At 44.9% G+C, this 14753-nt stretch carries 14 protein-coding genes; 2 read left to right on the top strand and 12 right to left on the bottom strand.

Annotated features, from left to right (window positions below):
- Positions 1-68: 68 nt before the first annotated feature.
- The 3 genes from IX91_RS03030 to IX91_RS03020 form a co-directional block, all read right to left on the bottom strand.
- Entirely contained in the window at positions 69-1295 is a 1227-nt protein-coding gene (locus IX91_RS03030; RefSeq protein WP_004747850.1) for an ABC transporter substrate-binding protein, read from the bottom strand.
- Between the two features lie 110 nt (positions 1296-1405).
- Positions 1406-2257 carry a carbohydrate ABC transporter permease gene (locus IX91_RS03025; protein WP_004747849.1) on the bottom strand — a complete coding sequence of 284 codons (852 nt, stop codon included), beginning with the start codon at positions 2255-2257 and terminating at the stop codon, positions 1406-1408.
- Entirely contained in the window at positions 2257-3177 is a 921-nt protein-coding gene (locus tag IX91_RS03020; RefSeq protein WP_004747847.1) for a carbohydrate ABC transporter permease, read from the bottom strand. Before IX91_RS03020 ends, IX91_RS03025 begins: the two co-directional genes overlap by 1 nt.
- A gap of 343 nt (positions 3178-3520) precedes the next feature.
- On the opposite strand from IX91_RS03020, the gene IX91_RS03015 reads away from it, so the two are divergent.
- On the top strand, positions 3521-4603 hold the full coding sequence (locus IX91_RS03015; RefSeq protein WP_004747845.1) for an ABC transporter ATP-binding protein: 1083 nt from the start codon (positions 3521-3523) through the stop codon (positions 4601-4603).
- Positions 4604-4644: 41 nt separating this feature from the next.
- Here the strand turns inward: IX91_RS03015 and IX91_RS03010 are convergent, their stop codons facing one another.
- The gene (locus IX91_RS03010) at positions 4645-5553 is read right to left on the bottom strand and encodes a LysR family transcriptional regulator (RefSeq protein ID WP_004747843.1); all 909 of its coding nucleotides are present in this window, start codon (positions 5551-5553) and stop codon (positions 4645-4647) included.
- A 123-nt stretch (positions 5554-5676) separates the two neighbouring features.
- On the opposite strand from IX91_RS03010, the gene chrA reads away from it, so the two are divergent.
- Positions 5677-6822: a chromate efflux transporter gene (chrA, locus tag IX91_RS03005; protein WP_004747842.1), complete on the top strand. Its 1146-nt coding sequence runs from the start codon at positions 5677-5679 to the stop codon at positions 6820-6822.
- A gap of 63 nt (positions 6823-6885) precedes the next feature.
- Here chrA and IX91_RS03000 read toward each other — a convergent pair whose 3' ends face one another.
- The 8 genes from IX91_RS03000 to IX91_RS02965 are packed head-to-tail and all read right to left on the bottom strand — an operon-like array spanning position 6886 to position 14738.
- Entirely contained in the window at positions 6886-7893 is a 1008-nt protein-coding gene (locus tag IX91_RS03000; RefSeq protein WP_004747840.1) for a tetratricopeptide repeat protein, read from the bottom strand.
- A gap of 9 nt (positions 7894-7902) precedes the next feature.
- Positions 7903-8847 (bottom strand): type II secretion system F family protein, encoded by a 945-nt coding sequence (locus IX91_RS02995; RefSeq protein WP_004747839.1) that lies wholly within the window; start codon positions 8845-8847, stop codon positions 7903-7905.
- Between the two features lie 2 nt (positions 8848-8849).
- Positions 8850-9818, bottom strand: coding sequence for a type II secretion system F family protein (locus IX91_RS02990; protein ID WP_004747837.1), 969 nt, complete (start codon positions 9816-9818; stop codon positions 8850-8852).
- A 9-nt stretch (positions 9819-9827) separates the two neighbouring features.
- Positions 9828-11300, bottom strand: coding sequence for a CpaF family protein (locus tag IX91_RS02985; protein WP_004747835.1), 1473 nt, complete (start codon positions 11298-11300; stop codon positions 9828-9830).
- Positions 11301-11329: 29 nt separating this feature from the next.
- On the bottom strand, positions 11330-12553 hold the full coding sequence (locus IX91_RS02980) for an AAA family ATPase (RefSeq protein ID WP_004747833.1): 1224 nt from the start codon (positions 12551-12553) through the stop codon (positions 11330-11332).
- 9 nt (positions 12554-12562) lie between these two features.
- On the bottom strand, positions 12563-13045 hold the full coding sequence (locus IX91_RS02975) for a TadE/TadG family type IV pilus assembly protein (protein ID WP_004747832.1): 483 nt from the start codon (positions 13043-13045) through the stop codon (positions 12563-12565).
- On the bottom strand, positions 13042-13485 hold the full coding sequence (locus IX91_RS02970) for a TadE/TadG family type IV pilus assembly protein (RefSeq protein ID WP_004747830.1): 444 nt from the start codon (positions 13483-13485) through the stop codon (positions 13042-13044). The genes IX91_RS02975 and IX91_RS02970 overlap by 4 nt, the downstream gene beginning before the upstream one ends.
- Positions 13482-14738, bottom strand: coding sequence for a Tad domain-containing protein (locus tag IX91_RS02965; RefSeq protein WP_004747828.1), 1257 nt, complete (start codon positions 14736-14738; stop codon positions 13482-13484). The genes IX91_RS02970 and IX91_RS02965 overlap by 4 nt, the downstream gene beginning before the upstream one ends.
- Positions 14739-14753: the final 15 nt, after the last annotated feature.

Raw genomic sequence — 14753 nt, 5'->3', positions numbered from 1 at the left:
CTCCTCTGCTTATCGCTGGCATGGTAAACGGGGAACGACAGCCACAAGCAAAGGAAGAACAGTTTGAGTTATTTGAAAGTACGCTTACTGACTTTATCCAGTTTGGCGAGAATCTTATCGATACGTTCTGGATGTACCATAAACTGCTGGAAGCCTTTCATCCCTTCTTTCGCCATTGCAGGATCCGTATCGCGATCATAAAACTGAGCTGTCCCTGATGCACTGTTAAGCATCTCGACACCTTTGTTCAGGAACGGATCATCTTTCACTTCCGCTTTATTGTTAGTTGGAATTTGCAGCATCATCTGATTGATCAATTGCTGATTTTCCTTACGCGCGACAAAAGCGAGGAACTTGCGAGCATCTTCTTTGTTTTTAGCTTTAGCGGGAATATGAATCGTATCCATTGGCGCATCTTCTGCTTTTGGAATCGAAGGATCGATAATTGGGAACTGGAAGAAACCCATTTTATCCCCCATCCCTTCAGGGAAGTTGGCGGTTAAGAAGTTACCCATTAAATACATTGCCGCCTGACCGTTATAAAGGAATGGCTGAGCTTCTTGCCAAGAGTATGAAGCGTGGTTTTCTAGGAAATAACCCGGCTCTACTAGCTGAGACCAATTTGCAAACGTCTTCTTAACCCGCTCATCTGTATATGGCACCTTGCCATCCATTAATTGAATATGGAAATCTAAGCCATTGGTGCGCATGTTGATGTAGTCAAACCAACCCGCAGCCGTCCACAGATATTTAGTACCAATAGTGAAAGGAGTAACACCATTCTCCTTCAATGTAGCTGAAGCTTTCAGCAATTCATCCCACGTTTTAGGTTCAGCAATACCGAATTTGTTAAAGATATCTTTACGGTAATAAATACCCCACTGATAATAAGTGTAAGGCACACCATACTGCTTATCACTGATCGTCATAGCGGGTTTGGCAGAAGCAAAGTCATCATACATACCCTGCTCTTTCCACACGTCGCTGACATCTTCGAATAGGCCTCTGTCCACAAAAGTTTTCATACGGTTACCAGCATACCAAAACACGACATCCGGCGGCGAAGTCACCAACCAGTTTCGAATGGTTGTCTTATAAGCCTCGTGATCATACAGATTGTACTTCACGGTAATATCTGGGTACTCCTGCTCAAATCGCTTAACGATTTCACCCCAAGCTTCTTTTGGTGCAGGATCCGATGCATCTGAGTTGATCACTAAGGTTCCCGCCCAAGAAGCGGTAGAAAGTGTTGCCCCGAGAATTGCGGAAGCAGCAAGATGTTTCACGTATTTCATATTCAGGTCCTTGTTAGTGAGCTTACGCTCATGGGTCCAATTGTTATATTTATTTACTGCATAAAAGAGCGAGCCAACCTTTGAGGGATAAAGTTGGCTTGCTATGAAAACTAACCTTTTGTCGCACCGAGTGTTAAACCAGCAATAAAGTGACGCTGCATGGTGAAGAACAGAACAACTGGTGGAATCGCCGCAACGATGGCGCCTGCAGACATCAGCTGCCACGACGCTAGCCACTGACCTTGCAGTGAACTTAAGCCTGCGGTGACAGGGCGTACTTCATCACTTTGAACGAGTACCAGCGCCCAAAAGAAATCATTCCAAATAAAGGTAAACACCAATACCGCTAAAGCAGCTAATGCTGGGCGAACTAATGGCAGTACGACATGCCAGAAGATTTTCCACTCTGTGACCCCTTCTACGCGTGCCGCTTCAATGAGAGCATCAGGAATACCAACAATAAAATTGCGCATAAATAGCGTGCAAAATCCAGCTTGGAAAGCGATATGGAAAAAGATCAGCGCCCAGTGGGTATCGTATAAACCAAAGCTAATGGTTAAGTCTCGTACCGGAATCATCAGAATTTGGAAAGGCACAAAATTACCCGCAATAAACATCGCGAAGATCCAGATATTGGCTTTAAAGTTGTACTTAGCTAGAGCGAAGCCCGCTAATGTCGACAAAGCTACTGCCCCCGCGACAGCTGGAAGCGTTATGAGAAGACTGTTGACCAAATACTGCCCCATCGCCGTCGAAGCAAACACTTGCGTATAGTTTTCTAGAAATTGAATCTCACTCGGCCAGCCCCAATAGTTACCTGTATTGATATCTTCCATGCCACGAATTGAAGTCATCATTACGGCAATCAATGGTAATAACCACATCACAATAGAAATGGGCAATGCCACACGGTAGCTAATGTTGGCAAAGCGTCCTGCTTTTTGAATCGGTTGTGGGTACATTATTTTTCACTCCTCAACATACGCCATAAGAAGTAAGCGATATACACATCCATGATGAGGAACAACACAACTGAAACCGCTGCGCCATAGCCCATTCGATAGTTAAAGATCGACTCTTCATACATTTGATAAGCCAGTACCGTCGAGCTACCCCAAGGTCCGCCCGCTGTCATGGTTGCGACTAAGTCAAAAGAACGCAGAGCGCCAATCACGGTCACAACGATGGCGATAAAGGTCGCCGGACGTAGTTGAGGGATCACCACGTACCAAAGCATGCGCCATTTTTTCGCCCCATCCAGGCGCGCGGCTTCAATCTGCTCTGGGTCGAGGTTGTTCAAACCTGTAAGGTACAAAATCATGCAGTAAGAGATTTGCGGCCACAGACCAGCGGCAATGATGCCGTAGGTAACGTAATCTTCATCGGCAAGAATCGAAATTGGCTCTACACTAAATGACCCCAGCACCATGTTAAACAGGCCAAACGACGGGTCGTAAAACCAAGCGAACACCAAACCGACCACCACTTGTGAAATAACAAAAGGGAAGAAGAAGAGTGATTTCACCACGCGGATTCCTTTTACCTGCTGGTTAAGGAACAAAGCGATAGCAAGACCGATTGGTGGGGCTAACATAAAGAAGACTAGCCACAAGGTATTGTTCTTAAGAGAGGTATAGAAAGCTTCAGAGTCAAACAGCTCGCGATAGTTATCTAAACCTACCCATACCTTCTCTCCTAGACCATCCCACTCATAAAAACTAAGCCAGATACTGTCTAGAATTGGATAGATGACATAAATAGCGAAAATCGCCATTGCTGGGGCTAAAAATAACCATGGTGAGAGCTTTGCGCTTACCCTTGCTTTGCGCCTTGCAGAAGGAAGACGATTTTCCGGGTATATCGTTTTCACAGATCGCTCCATTTTGTGTGACTCCTTGTCACATCTTCAGGTTTACAACCGCTTCAAACACTTTAGTAAAAGTAGAAGAAGGGTGACCAAAAGATGAAGTTATATCTAATCTACACTCATATACTAATAACTCTGGTGATTTAATACACAGTAACAAATCAGTTTTGTAAACGTTTCCACAAAATTGATCTATTTTCATGAAATAACCATGATCATGATCAACAATTCCTTAATGGCAGGTAACAAAAATATATCAAAGGCGTATGTTTTATAGACGAAGCGAAATTGACAGTGGTTGTTCACTCACTCTTCGCTCATCGAACGAGTTTTTTGCGCCATAAGGCAAGGAGTAGATATGGCTGACATCAGCTTAAAACAGGTCATCAAACGTTTTGGTGATGTGCAAACCATTCATGGTGTCGACCTAGAAATAGACAACGGTGAATTTGTCGTTTTTGTCGGTCCATCAGGTTGCGGAAAATCAACACTACTACGACTTGTTGCGGGCATTGAAGAGATCTCTGACGGCGAAATTCATATCGATAACCAGCTAGTGAACGATATTGATCCTGCCGAGCGAGGTGTTGCTATGGTATTCCAATCCTATGCCCTCTACCCACATATGACCGTAGAAGAGAACATGGGTTTTGGCTTGAAGATGAATGGTCACCCGAAAGAGCAGATCGAAAAACAAGTCCATAGCGCCGCGAAAACGTTGCAACTTGATCATCTACTAAAGCGTAAGCCAAAAGAGCTGTCTGGTGGTCAGCGCCAACGTGTTGCTATTGGTCGTGCCATTGTACGCAACCCGAAAGTGTTCCTATTTGATGAACCTTTGTCTAACCTTGATGCCGAATTGCGAGTTGATATGCGTTTGCAGATTGCCAAGCTGCATCAAGATCTGCAAAACACCATGATCTATGTGACTCACGATCAGGTTGAAGCCATGACGTTGGCAGATAAGATCGTGGTGCTGCGCGATGGGCGTGTTGAGCAAGTAGGTTCACCCCTTGAGCTTTACCATAACCCACAAAATGAATTTGTGGCGGGCTTTATTGGCTCACCTAAGATGAACTTCATCCCGACAAAAATTGAGTCTTCGAACGAGCAAGGATTGAAGCTTGTCAGCGAAGATGGTTCATTGTTTACACTGCCTCCAGTGCAGCAAGACCTAGCAGCGGGCGATACTCTTACTCTAGGTATTCGTCCTGAGCATTTGGAAATTGACCTCTCCGGTGACGTACACCTTAACTTCCAAAGTGAAGTCGTCGAGCGCTTGGGTAACAGTACATACATGTTCGGTCAATCATGTGGCGTCGATGGCTTCAAAGTTCACCTGCCCGGTGACCAAGAAGTGTCTAAGTTCCAACAAATGGAGCTAAGCTGCAAAGCTTCAGATTGCCACCTGTTTGATGCTAATGGCCTGCGAGTCGAATAAGCCGATCAAAGATGTCAAAGTGGCTGAGAGAACTTCAGCCACTAATTGACGACTGAGGCCACAACCCTTCTTATCCAAATGCTTTTCTCTTCATACTGATTCGCCTTTAAGAACAGTAAGCGAATATCGAAGTCAGGAATCTCTATTGGGCTCGAAATGGCTTGCAGATCATGGCTGTACATTTCCATCTCAGCAAAGCGTTTAGGCACAATACACAACAACTCTCGCCCGAGTAACAAACGTCGAATAGTCAGAAAGTTTCGCGAGGCTACCCCAACTCTGCGCTCATAACCTAACTTAGCGAGACGCTTATCAACCTGAGTTTGTAAGCTACCGTCTGGACTAACGAGCGCATGTTCATAGCCCACAAAGTCTTCAAGGCTCATCGGTTCATTCGTGGTCACGGAGCTAGGATCAAACAAACAGAGGTGTTGCTCGGTATAGAGATGCTCAGAGAGGAAACGACGGTTAAGGTTTTCAATGCTGCCAATCACGACATCTAGACCTTCACTCTCTGCAATCTCAACATAGTTGCTGCGGTTGACGTTAAAAAAGCTCACTTGCGAATTGGGTGACTGCTGCTTGATCGCATCATACAGGGCTGGGGCAAAAAGCTGCTCTGCATAATCAGTTAAACCTATTTTCCACACTCCCGAATAGCCATTGGCTGTGAAATGCTTCTTAACTAGCAAGTCGTTCTTGATACTGCCCAACAACCTGTCGATTGTCGGAGCTATCTCCTGAGCATGTTGCGTGGGCTCCATTCTCGCTCCAACCCTCTCAAACAGAGGATCATCAAACAGCACACGCATTCTTTGTAAGGTGTGGCTCATTGCCGACTGGCTAACAAAGCACTGCTCTGCCGCCGCGCTGACACTGTTGGTCTGAAACAAGGCTTGAAAAGCCACCAGCAAATTGAGGTCGACCCCTTTCCAATTAAACTCTTTCACTCACCCAATCCCATTTGATTCATAGTTTGTATTAAGACTATCAATTTGAATCATTTTAGTTCATTACGTACATTATTGGCACTATTTAAGGTCTCTTGACCTAGCAAAAGAGTAAACCTAACCATGCTGTCGATTTTTAAAACCTTCTTTATGCTTGGCTGGATTAGCTTTGGCGGTCCTGCAGCGCATATTGGCTATTTCAGAAATACCTTTGTTGAAAAGCTCAACTGGCTAGATGACAAAGAGTACGCGCAAATTGTTGCGCTGAGCCAGTTCTTACCCGGCCCAGGTTCGAGCCAAGTAGGCTTTGCCTTAGGTTACAAACGTGGTGGCCTTGGCGGTGCGTGTATGGCCTTTATCGGCTTTACCCTACCGTCTGTCATCATTATGTTGGCGCTCGCAGTGCTAAGTAGCCAACTCACTGAGGCGAGTGCGTTCCAAAACATCGTGCATGGTTTAAAACTGCTCGCGGTTGTAGTGGTTGCCGATGCCACTTGGGGAATGTACAAAAACTTCTGTAAAGAGAAGCTATCTGTCGCATTGTGTTTGATGACGGCTGTTGCGCTATTGCTTTTACCTGGTATTGCGACCCAAATGGGCGTGTTGATTGTTGCGGCCTTAATCGGCGTTAAATATCTTGGTAATGACGATGCGCAAAGCACCAGTAAGTTTGAGCCTTCTATTGCTCCTCTCGCTCTGTTTGTTGCTTTACTTGTTGGCCTACCGTTTGCGGCACAAGCATTGCCAGCACTTGGGTTATTCAATGACTTTTTCCAAGCGGGCAGTTTAGTCTTCGGTGGCGGTCATGTGGTTCTGCCACTGCTACAAAACATCGTTGGTGATCAGCTAAGCCAAGATGCTTTCCTTACCGGCTATGCAGCAGCGCAAGCGGTGCCTGGGCCTATGTTTACCTTTGCGACTTACATAGGTTACGAGTTGATGCCTTCAGCTCCGATTGCGGGTGCGTTGATAGCCACATTAGCGGTTTTCTTACCGGGCTTCTTGTTGCTACTTGGGGTACTAAAGAACTGGCAATCACTGGCTCAAAATCACAAGGTCTCTGGCGCTGTCAACGGAGTGAATGCTGCGGTCGTTGGTTTGCTGGTCGCTGCGCTATACCAACCGGTATTTACTAGCGCAGTAATCAATCCACTTGATATCTCGCTCGTTCTGGTCGGTTTCTATTTACTCAAGCAACAGAAGCTGCCGATTGTTTGGATGGTCGCCTTCTTTATGCTAGCGGGCTTAGCAACGGGCTACATCGCCTAACTAGAAGGTAGGTAGAAATTAACAAGGGAGAGCCAGCGCTCTCCCTTTTTTATCACTCGTGTTTTATTGCTCTTGTTTAATTTTCTCTTCCCTAACCATAGCCAGAGCTTTTTCTAAATTCTCATTCGCGACTTTGTAGTAAGTCGATTTGGTATTAATTGCTTGCTGAAGATAAGGGATCGCCTTATCGGGTTTGCCTTGCAGAGTGAGAAAGTATCCGACGTTGTTTAGCGCTTCAGATTTATCCATATGCTGTGAGAAAACATTGAGCGCGCGATTAATCTCCCCTTTCGCTAGATAAATCAGTGCTAGGTTATTGAGCGCTTTTTCGTTATCGGGATCAATATCGAGCGCCTGCAATACGAAGCGCTGCGCCTTACGATAATCTCCAGACATATAGAATGAATAGCCGACATTGGTGAGAGTTTTGACCGATTCTGGCTCAATGCTTAAAGCCTGTTTGTAAAACGCCTGTGCTAACTCGTGCTGCTTATCTAAATCTGCCGCTACTCCTAACCCCATAAATGCGTACTCAGGTGAATGCTGGTCAACCTTAAGATTGGTAACAGATTTCACCGTCACTAGATCTTCACTTTCTAGCGTCTCAGCGTTATTGAACCTTAACTGGTCAGCATTGACCGCACGTAGGAAGTAACTGCGACCTTGCTCAATATCACCATTGCGACTATAAAGAATGCCCAGTTGTTCAAGGACTTTGATGTTGTTGGGATTCTCTTCGATAGCAATCAAGTAGGCCTTTTCTGCCAACGCTAAGTTGTTTCGCGACTGATGAATACGGCCAATATTAAACAGCGCTCTATCTCTGAATTGCCCGTTTTCAAACGCCAGCGAGCGAATATACTCATACAAGGCGAGATCAGAGTTGCCCGAACTCAAGGCAATATCACCGCGCTGAATCGCCTCCTTTTCTGTTTTCGGTGGTTCCTCTAATGAAAGCGTATCTATGGGCCGTCCGTCATACAGAGAGGTATCAAGAGATGGCTCCTTGCTCGCACACGCTGAAAGCAACACAATGCTAGCTAACAGTATTAAATAACGTAATCCATTCATAACGAGTCCTTAATTCCCTAAAGTCGAAGTTAACGACAGCATTGAAGGGCCTATTGCGACAATAAAGAAGCAAGGCCAGATGAAAATTAGAAGCGGGAATATCATTTTAGTCGGTATTTTAGCCGCAATCTCTTCCACCTCTTGATTGCGCTTATCACGGAAGTCTTCCGTATATTCACGCAAAGTTTGCGACAAGCTACCACCAATTCGAGAAGCATGAGACAACATGGTAACAAGACCCGCAATCTCTTTTACCCCAGTGCGTTCGACCAACTCACTAAAGGCGTCAGACATCTCTACACCCGCTTTAATTTTTGCACAGACCGTATCAAGCTCATCAGCAAAATCAGGGTGAGAGATCATTAGCTCATCAGCCACTCGACGCAATGCCGCACCAAACCCTAAACCGGACTCTGTACAAACCACCAGCAGGTCTAGTGCATCGGGCACCCCACCACGAATCAGAGACTGGCGTTTATCCACCATATAGTTGAGCGCGATATTAGGTGTATATAAACCAATAGCGACACTGACTATCATCAACAGGTTTAGCTGTGTAACTTCCGGCAAGAAAAAGTAAAGAAATGCGGCAACCGCTAAACCAAAAATGATTGATATACCCTTGAAAGCATAAAATATGGTAATCGCACTCGCATCATGGTAACCAGCATGCATTAATTTACTTCGAATACTCTCACTTTCCTTACTATTGGCAGGCTGCATTACTGGTGCCAATGATTCCAAAGTATTATCTAAACGACGACTCTTCTTGAGTTTTTCACTTCCTGTACTTTTGCGGATCTCTTCTAATTTTTGAGCGATGGGTGACTTAGAACCCAATAAGAGCAAAAAAAGAGTAAAGATGATCACCACTGTCGCAATGAGTATGAAAACTAAAAAAACAGTTTGTTCGTCTATTTGAAAAGCATTGAGTTGATTAATGAGGTCTTCCATAACTACACCTCAAAGTTGATTATTTTTCTTATCCACATCGAGCCAATAAATAGACTCACTATGCCACCACTCACTAAATCTAACCCTCGAGGATCTCTGTAAAGTGGTTCTACATACTCAGGATTTATGAACGACATGAAAACAAACAAAATAAAGGGGGAAAGGACAAGTATCCATGCTGATAAACGACTTTCAGCCGACAAAGTTTTAATCTTACGCTGTAGCTTGAAACGAGAACGTAGCACCTTAGACACTTTCTCTAAGTTCTCAGAAAGGTTCCCTCCCGTTTCCTTTTGCAGAAGTACGGCACTAGAAAAAGCGAGCATGGAAACAGTGGGGGTACGCTCTGCCATTTGCATGATAGCCATCCGCATATCGTAACCATAATTGAGTAAGTTAAAGGTGTTTTTAAACTCTACTCCGATGGGTGCTGGCATTTCGTTACCAACCTCGTTGAATGCCTGAGTGACTGGCTGGCCGGCCTGAAGCATTCGGCGCATAATATCGAGCGCTTCAGGAAGCTGCTCCTCGAATGCCGCTAATCGATCTGAAATCTTTTTATTCAACCAGAAGTAGAGTATGAACCAAATACCAACGGCGGCGACAAGCCCAACGTAAATCGGTTGCTTGAATATTAAGGTCGTGACGAAGACTATCGTCGAAAATAAAAAAGTAACAGTAAGTGTTTGAGTAAGACTCCAGTCGTAACCTGACAGCTCTATCATTTTCTTTAAGGAAGAGAAAGTTTCAATTTTAACCAGTTTTCTATCAAGCGGAGTTAAGCTTTTAACGTAGTGCTCTTGTAACAAAGAGCGAGCTTCTTCATCGAGGCCAGCTTGAGATTCTTTCAGTCGCTGAGACAATTCTTTGTGCTTGGCTTTGCTACCAGCAGCAGGAAGTATCAATGCTTGTGAAATAAACACTACTGCAAAGAATAGTAATATAAAGAATAACGTCGCATCCTGCTGCATAACGCCCCCTTATAAGAATGTCTCATTAAAAATGTCGAACGGAAGGTGCATGCCTTTTTTCGATAACTGGTCATGACACTGAGGGACGACTCCAGTCGCCGTGTAATAACCTCGAACATTACCTTCTTCATCCATCCCTTGGCGATTGAAGCGGAACAGTTCCGACATGGTAATAATCTCGCCTTCCATGCCATTTATTTCACAGATACTCACCATGCGCCGCTTACCATCTTCCTGACGCTCCATTTGAACCACCAAGTGAATCGCTGAGGCAATCTGCGAACGTAAGTTCTTGGCTGACATGTTCCAACCTGCCATGGCAAACATGTTTTCAACCCTTGAAAGTGCGTCCCGCGGCGTATTGGCGTGAATGGTGGCTAATGAGCCATCGTGACCAGTATTCATTGCCGCGAGCATATCGACCGCTTCAGCGCCACGCACCTCCCCAAGCACAATACGGTCTGGTCGCATACGCAGTGAGTTTTTAACTAAATCTCGCTGAGTAATTTCCCCTTTGCCTTCAAGGTTGGCTGGGCGAGTCTCTAAACGAACAACGTGAGGCTGTTGCAACTGAAGCTCAGCCGAGTCTTCAATCGTCACGATGCGGTCATCTGACGGGATAAAGTTGGAAAAGATATTTAAAGTGGTGGTTTTACCCGAGCCCGTACCGCCTGAAATTAACACGTTCAAAGCACCGTTCACCGCCGCTTCGACAAATTGAGCCATCTCTGGAGAAAGCGAGTTGAATTCAAGCAAGTTATCCATGTTGAGTTTTTCCACCGCGAAGCGACGAATTGAGACGGATGAGCCATCTAACGCTAACGGGGGAATAATCGCATTAACACGTGAACCGTCAGTCAAACGCGCATCAACCATAGGAGATGCTTCATCAATACGACGACCCACTTGGCTAACAATACGGTCGATAATATTGCGCAAGTGCCGTTCATCAAGAAATGTATAAGGAGTGAGCTCAAGCTTACCGCGTCTTTCAACAAATACATGCTTAGGACCATTGACCAAAATATCAGACACGGTCGCATCGTGAAGTAACGGCTCCAAAGGCCCAAGACCAAACACTTCATCTTCAATCTGTTGAATCACACGTTTACGCCCTTCCGCACTCAACGCATGTGTCTGGTCCTCAGCCATCAACTGAACGATGGCATCATGTAGATCCGCTTTTGCTCTTTCTGGCTCTAAACTTGCCAAAAGTCCAAGGTCTAAGGTCTCAAGCAATCTTTGGTGGTAATAACGCTTTACTTCCTGCTCAAGCGTCAATTGCTTACGAGTCTCTTCTATGACCTTTTCTTTGGCTTCTGTCTCTAACATTTTCTGTTCTTTGAAAGAGTTAGATGAAGAAGAACTGGCTGCTGCATGTACATTTGAATCTGACGTCTTCGATAAATTTTCTTGCTGTTGCTCTACTGCATTCACTTTTTCTTGCAACTCAGGATTCAAATTTTTTCTTTTAAAAAACATAATCGCTCTCTGTCACTGGAAGTGAAAAGTTATGAGAATAACCGCTTAAACCAACCTTTTTTCTCTTCAGGCTGTGGAGAAATGGACTCAACAAAACGGCTAATTGATTTAGAAATCGAACTGCTTTTTTTGGCTTCAATAAATGGGCGACCTAAATTGGCACTCTCTAATGCCACTTTAAAATCATTCGGAACGACATGAAGCGAGATATCGCCGATCGTTCCTTGAATATCTTTAAGGCGAATGGATTGACGCTTCTCATAGCGGTTAATCACAATTTCTAATTGATCCTTGCTGATGCCGAATTCAAACGACAATAGCTTGATCATTTGCGTGGTATTTTTAATCGCGACTAAGTTTTGTTGTGCTATCAGGTAAACTTTGGTCGCAGGTGCCAACACGGGAGCAAATAGACGATCTAACCCTCGTGAAAGATCGACAATCACATACGGGTAATGCTCTCGCAGTAAGGGCATGAGCTTATTTAAGTACTTGGCTTTCTCGTAGTTTTCGTGGCTGTTTTCACGCTTAAACGACAAAATATGCAAGCCACTGGAGTGCTTAGTGACAAATGTACTCAGGGAAACTTCATCAAGATCAGACACATTCGCTAACGCATCCGTCATGCTGTAAGAAGGATTAATACTCAAATAGTCATTCACCACACCAAACTGAAGATCTAAGTCGAGCAATAACACTTTTTCAGGGTTTTGATTAGCCATCTTTATTGCAGAGTTGAGAGCAATGGTTGAAGCTCCTGATCCCCCTTTGGTGTTCATAAACACCAGCAATTCCCCCAAATTGCGACTAGCAACTTTTTCTTCTGCAACGTTTTTAAGTAGCGGAATGAGTTCTTCAATCTGCGCCGTATTCGAAACAAAATCTGCCGCACCAATGCGCAAAGAGATCTTTAGTGCGCCATTGTCATTCTCATTACCAAACACAATCAATGATGCTTCGTGGTTATCTGAGTTAGATTCGGGGGCTTCGTAGTTCTGTAGCTCAACGATTTTCTGCGCCCAATTAGGGCCTGTTTCTACGAAGATTAAGTCTGGCGGTGAAAAGTGGGCCAAATTAGCAACGACTAGCCCGTGAAAAGAGATCATTTCGTAGCTAATGCTTTGGCATTTAGATAGCTCGTGACTGATATGCAAATGAAAAGAGTCAGACGAGTAAAACACCCAAATCGTAAGATTGGTTTTTAGTCTTAGCGGAGCACTTCCATTTGGCGTTATCTTCACAGCCTCTCCCATATTTGCCTCCTAGCAATCTGAACTACTACTGCTGCCATCCGATGTTCGATGATGACCTAAGTTTTCTCTCGGTCGAATCGTTTCAAACTCAGGCACAGCCAACAACCCTGTTAAGTTGACGAAACTCAATAACCCTGTGTACTGATAATTAAAATTCACCACTCTAGCTCTTACATAACTAATTGTAGGAAACACATCATCATCTGTCAGAGTTCCGGTAACAACATTTCCAGAGTCATCCAGATAATCGATAACAATGTTAGCCGTCGTTAACCCTCCCGGCGCATACGCAGGAAGAACTAAAGCAGGAATATCATTACGATCTTCCACGCGGCATACTGCTGCTAATCTTGCTGCAACTCTAGTCACGTCGTTGATGACCTGTAAGGAATATACATACCGCCCAATCTCTATTACCGAAAAAATAACCAACAGAAGCGCTGTCGATATCATGGTAAACTCTATAATGCTAATACCGGCTTGCCGCTTCATGGTGCTGTCCTCATCATTGCTGAGGAATTCAGTGGTACAGTAAAATTAAAGTCGGTATCAAATGCCGTCATCATCGGGGTATATTCATGAGAAATGGTAATAGTGACATAGCCATTGCTGTGGCTTACCGCCACATCTGAAGTAGAGACACCTTCAACCATAGGGGTAGAACCGTCTCCCACTGATGAGTGACCATAAACCACAATGTTTTTGATCTCACTGATGTCAGCGATTTGATCATAGCTTGCTGAACCCGCAATATCGGTCGTGGCATATCTAATGCCGTTTTGCGCCATTTTATTTAGAGTGTTGTAACGAATAAGAGCGTTACCAAATTCAGTAATGGCCATCATTACAAGTAACAAAACTGGTATGGAGATAATCATCTCAACAGCAGCTAGCCCACGCTGCTTTTTACATACTGGAGTTAAGCGATTCATGACTCACCTCCATTAGGGTCTTTGTAAAGCACAATTCGATAAGGACCATCACTATCTGAATTTTGCCCTGGAGGCCCACTCAACACTGAGCAATCTTCAATGAATTCGCCATAGACAGGGTCTTTGCTGCCATTGCTAGTCGGTGCTTGCTGCAGTAAAAAGAAACATGCTAGAGCGGTCACATCGAAGCTCGTTGTCCCTCCTTTAGCCCCAGTACAGTCAACAACAGGAAGAACTAAAACTCTGCGGTTAACTTGCCCCCCCGATGAAATTCGGCAATCACTGTCTCCTGTACAGTCAGGTAAAGCACTGAGGTAATCACTATATCCCCATGGTTGACCACCAGCACCACTGGTGTCTTCATAGGTAACATTACCGTCGTTGTCGGTTGTCGGTGAGGTATCAGGCTCACGCACGTAGACATCCGAAGGGTAATCATCTGCGGACAAACCTCCACCACTGTATGAGCCAAAACGTGTATTGAGCCCCTGCCCGACAGGACCGACTGTATTACCTGGTTTAGTCGTGACCGTACTGCCAACACCAATTGAACCGTGGGTGGCCTGATATTGCTCAACGGGTTCAGGGTCTCCCGCTAAAGCCTCACGGACAGTAGACGCCCCGGAACCAAAGTCGAGCAATTGATAGTTCCCTGGCCCCATATCACTGTTTTTATGATCGGAGACTTTAATTGGATAGATTTCACCTGGGTTATAGCCATTGGTTCCACCATCTTCACCTTCACAGACAGCAATTGGCACAATATTAGTGGTAGAGCCAACCGAAGGGCTTGGCCCTGCGACAGCGGAAGAGTCTAAGTTCTTATCAACGCTAAAAACGTGAGCAAAAAAGTTATCTAGCTCGAAACCTGTAACGGACACTCGAACAAATGTGTCTTCTGCTGCGTTAAAACTGCCATCAGGAAACACACCCGCATCATTGGAGTACTGTACTGCTATTGTGGCAGTAGAAAAGTCCATTTCATCATTACCAGTAGCGTTGGCGACATTGGTCAGCGTCGTATTGGCTGCGGCTGTTGCTTCAGCTGTCGTTCCACCGTTATCAATGACGATTGCTGCTGCAAGCGCCGCGGCATCAAGACTGTTTTGCAGTCGAGTTTTATTGAGCATTGCATGGTTTACATCAATAGATAATGCTGCAACGCCTATTAGCGACAACATTGCAGCTGTCACAAGTACTAATGCTAAGCCTTTTTGCTTACTCGCTCTCCGAGTGTTTGTTCGCCGACACATAGCTGGATCCTTAGA

It is taken from the genome of Vibrio tubiashii ATCC 19109 (genome assembly GCF_000772105.1).
Classification (GTDB): Bacteria; Pseudomonadota; Gammaproteobacteria; order Enterobacterales; family Vibrionaceae; genus Vibrio; species Vibrio tubiashii.
Note: the sequence above shows the minus strand (reverse complement) of the source record. Positions and strands in the feature narration are given on the sequence as shown.

Excerpts from the sequence above, each read along its gene's own strand:
- IX91_RS03030 (WP_004747850.1), bottom strand. The coding sequence starts at position 1,295 with ATGAAATACGTGAAACATCTTGCTGCTTCCGCAATTCTCGGGGCAACA.
- IX91_RS03025 (WP_004747849.1), bottom strand. The coding sequence starts at position 2,257 with ATGTACCCACAACCGATTCAAAAAGCAGGACGCTTTGCCAACATTAGC.
- IX91_RS03020 (WP_004747847.1), bottom strand. The coding sequence starts at position 3,177 with ATGGAGCGATCTGTGAAAACGATATACCCGGAAAATCGTCTTCCTTCT.
- IX91_RS03015 (WP_004747845.1), top strand. The coding sequence starts at position 3,521 with ATGGCTGACATCAGCTTAAAACAGGTCATCAAACGTTTTGGTGATGTG.
- chrA (WP_004747842.1), top strand. The coding sequence starts at position 5,677 with ATGCTGTCGATTTTTAAAACCTTCTTTATGCTTGGCTGGATTAGCTTT.
- IX91_RS03000 (WP_004747840.1), bottom strand. The coding sequence starts at position 7,893 with ATGAATGGATTACGTTATTTAATACTGTTAGCTAGCATTGTGTTGCTT.
- IX91_RS02995 (WP_004747839.1), bottom strand. The coding sequence starts at position 8,847 with ATGGAAGACCTCATTAATCAACTCAATGCTTTTCAAATAGACGAACAA.
- IX91_RS02990 (WP_004747837.1), bottom strand. The coding sequence starts at position 9,818 with ATGCAGCAGGATGCGACGTTATTCTTTATATTACTATTCTTTGCAGTA.
- IX91_RS02985 (WP_004747835.1), bottom strand. The coding sequence starts at position 11,300 with ATGTTTTTTAAAAGAAAAAATTTGAATCCTGAGTTGCAAGAAAAAGTG.
- IX91_RS02980 (WP_004747833.1), bottom strand. The coding sequence starts at position 12,553 with ATGGGAGAGGCTGTGAAGATAACGCCAAATGGAAGTGCTCCGCTAAGA.
- IX91_RS02975 (WP_004747832.1), bottom strand. The coding sequence starts at position 13,045 with ATGAAGCGGCAAGCCGGTATTAGCATTATAGAGTTTACCATGATATCG.
- IX91_RS02970 (WP_004747830.1), bottom strand. The coding sequence starts at position 13,485 with ATGAATCGCTTAACTCCAGTATGTAAAAAGCAGCGTGGGCTAGCTGCT.
- IX91_RS02965 (WP_004747828.1), bottom strand. The coding sequence starts at position 14,738 with ATGTGTCGGCGAACAAACACTCGGAGAGCGAGTAAGCAAAAAGGCTTA.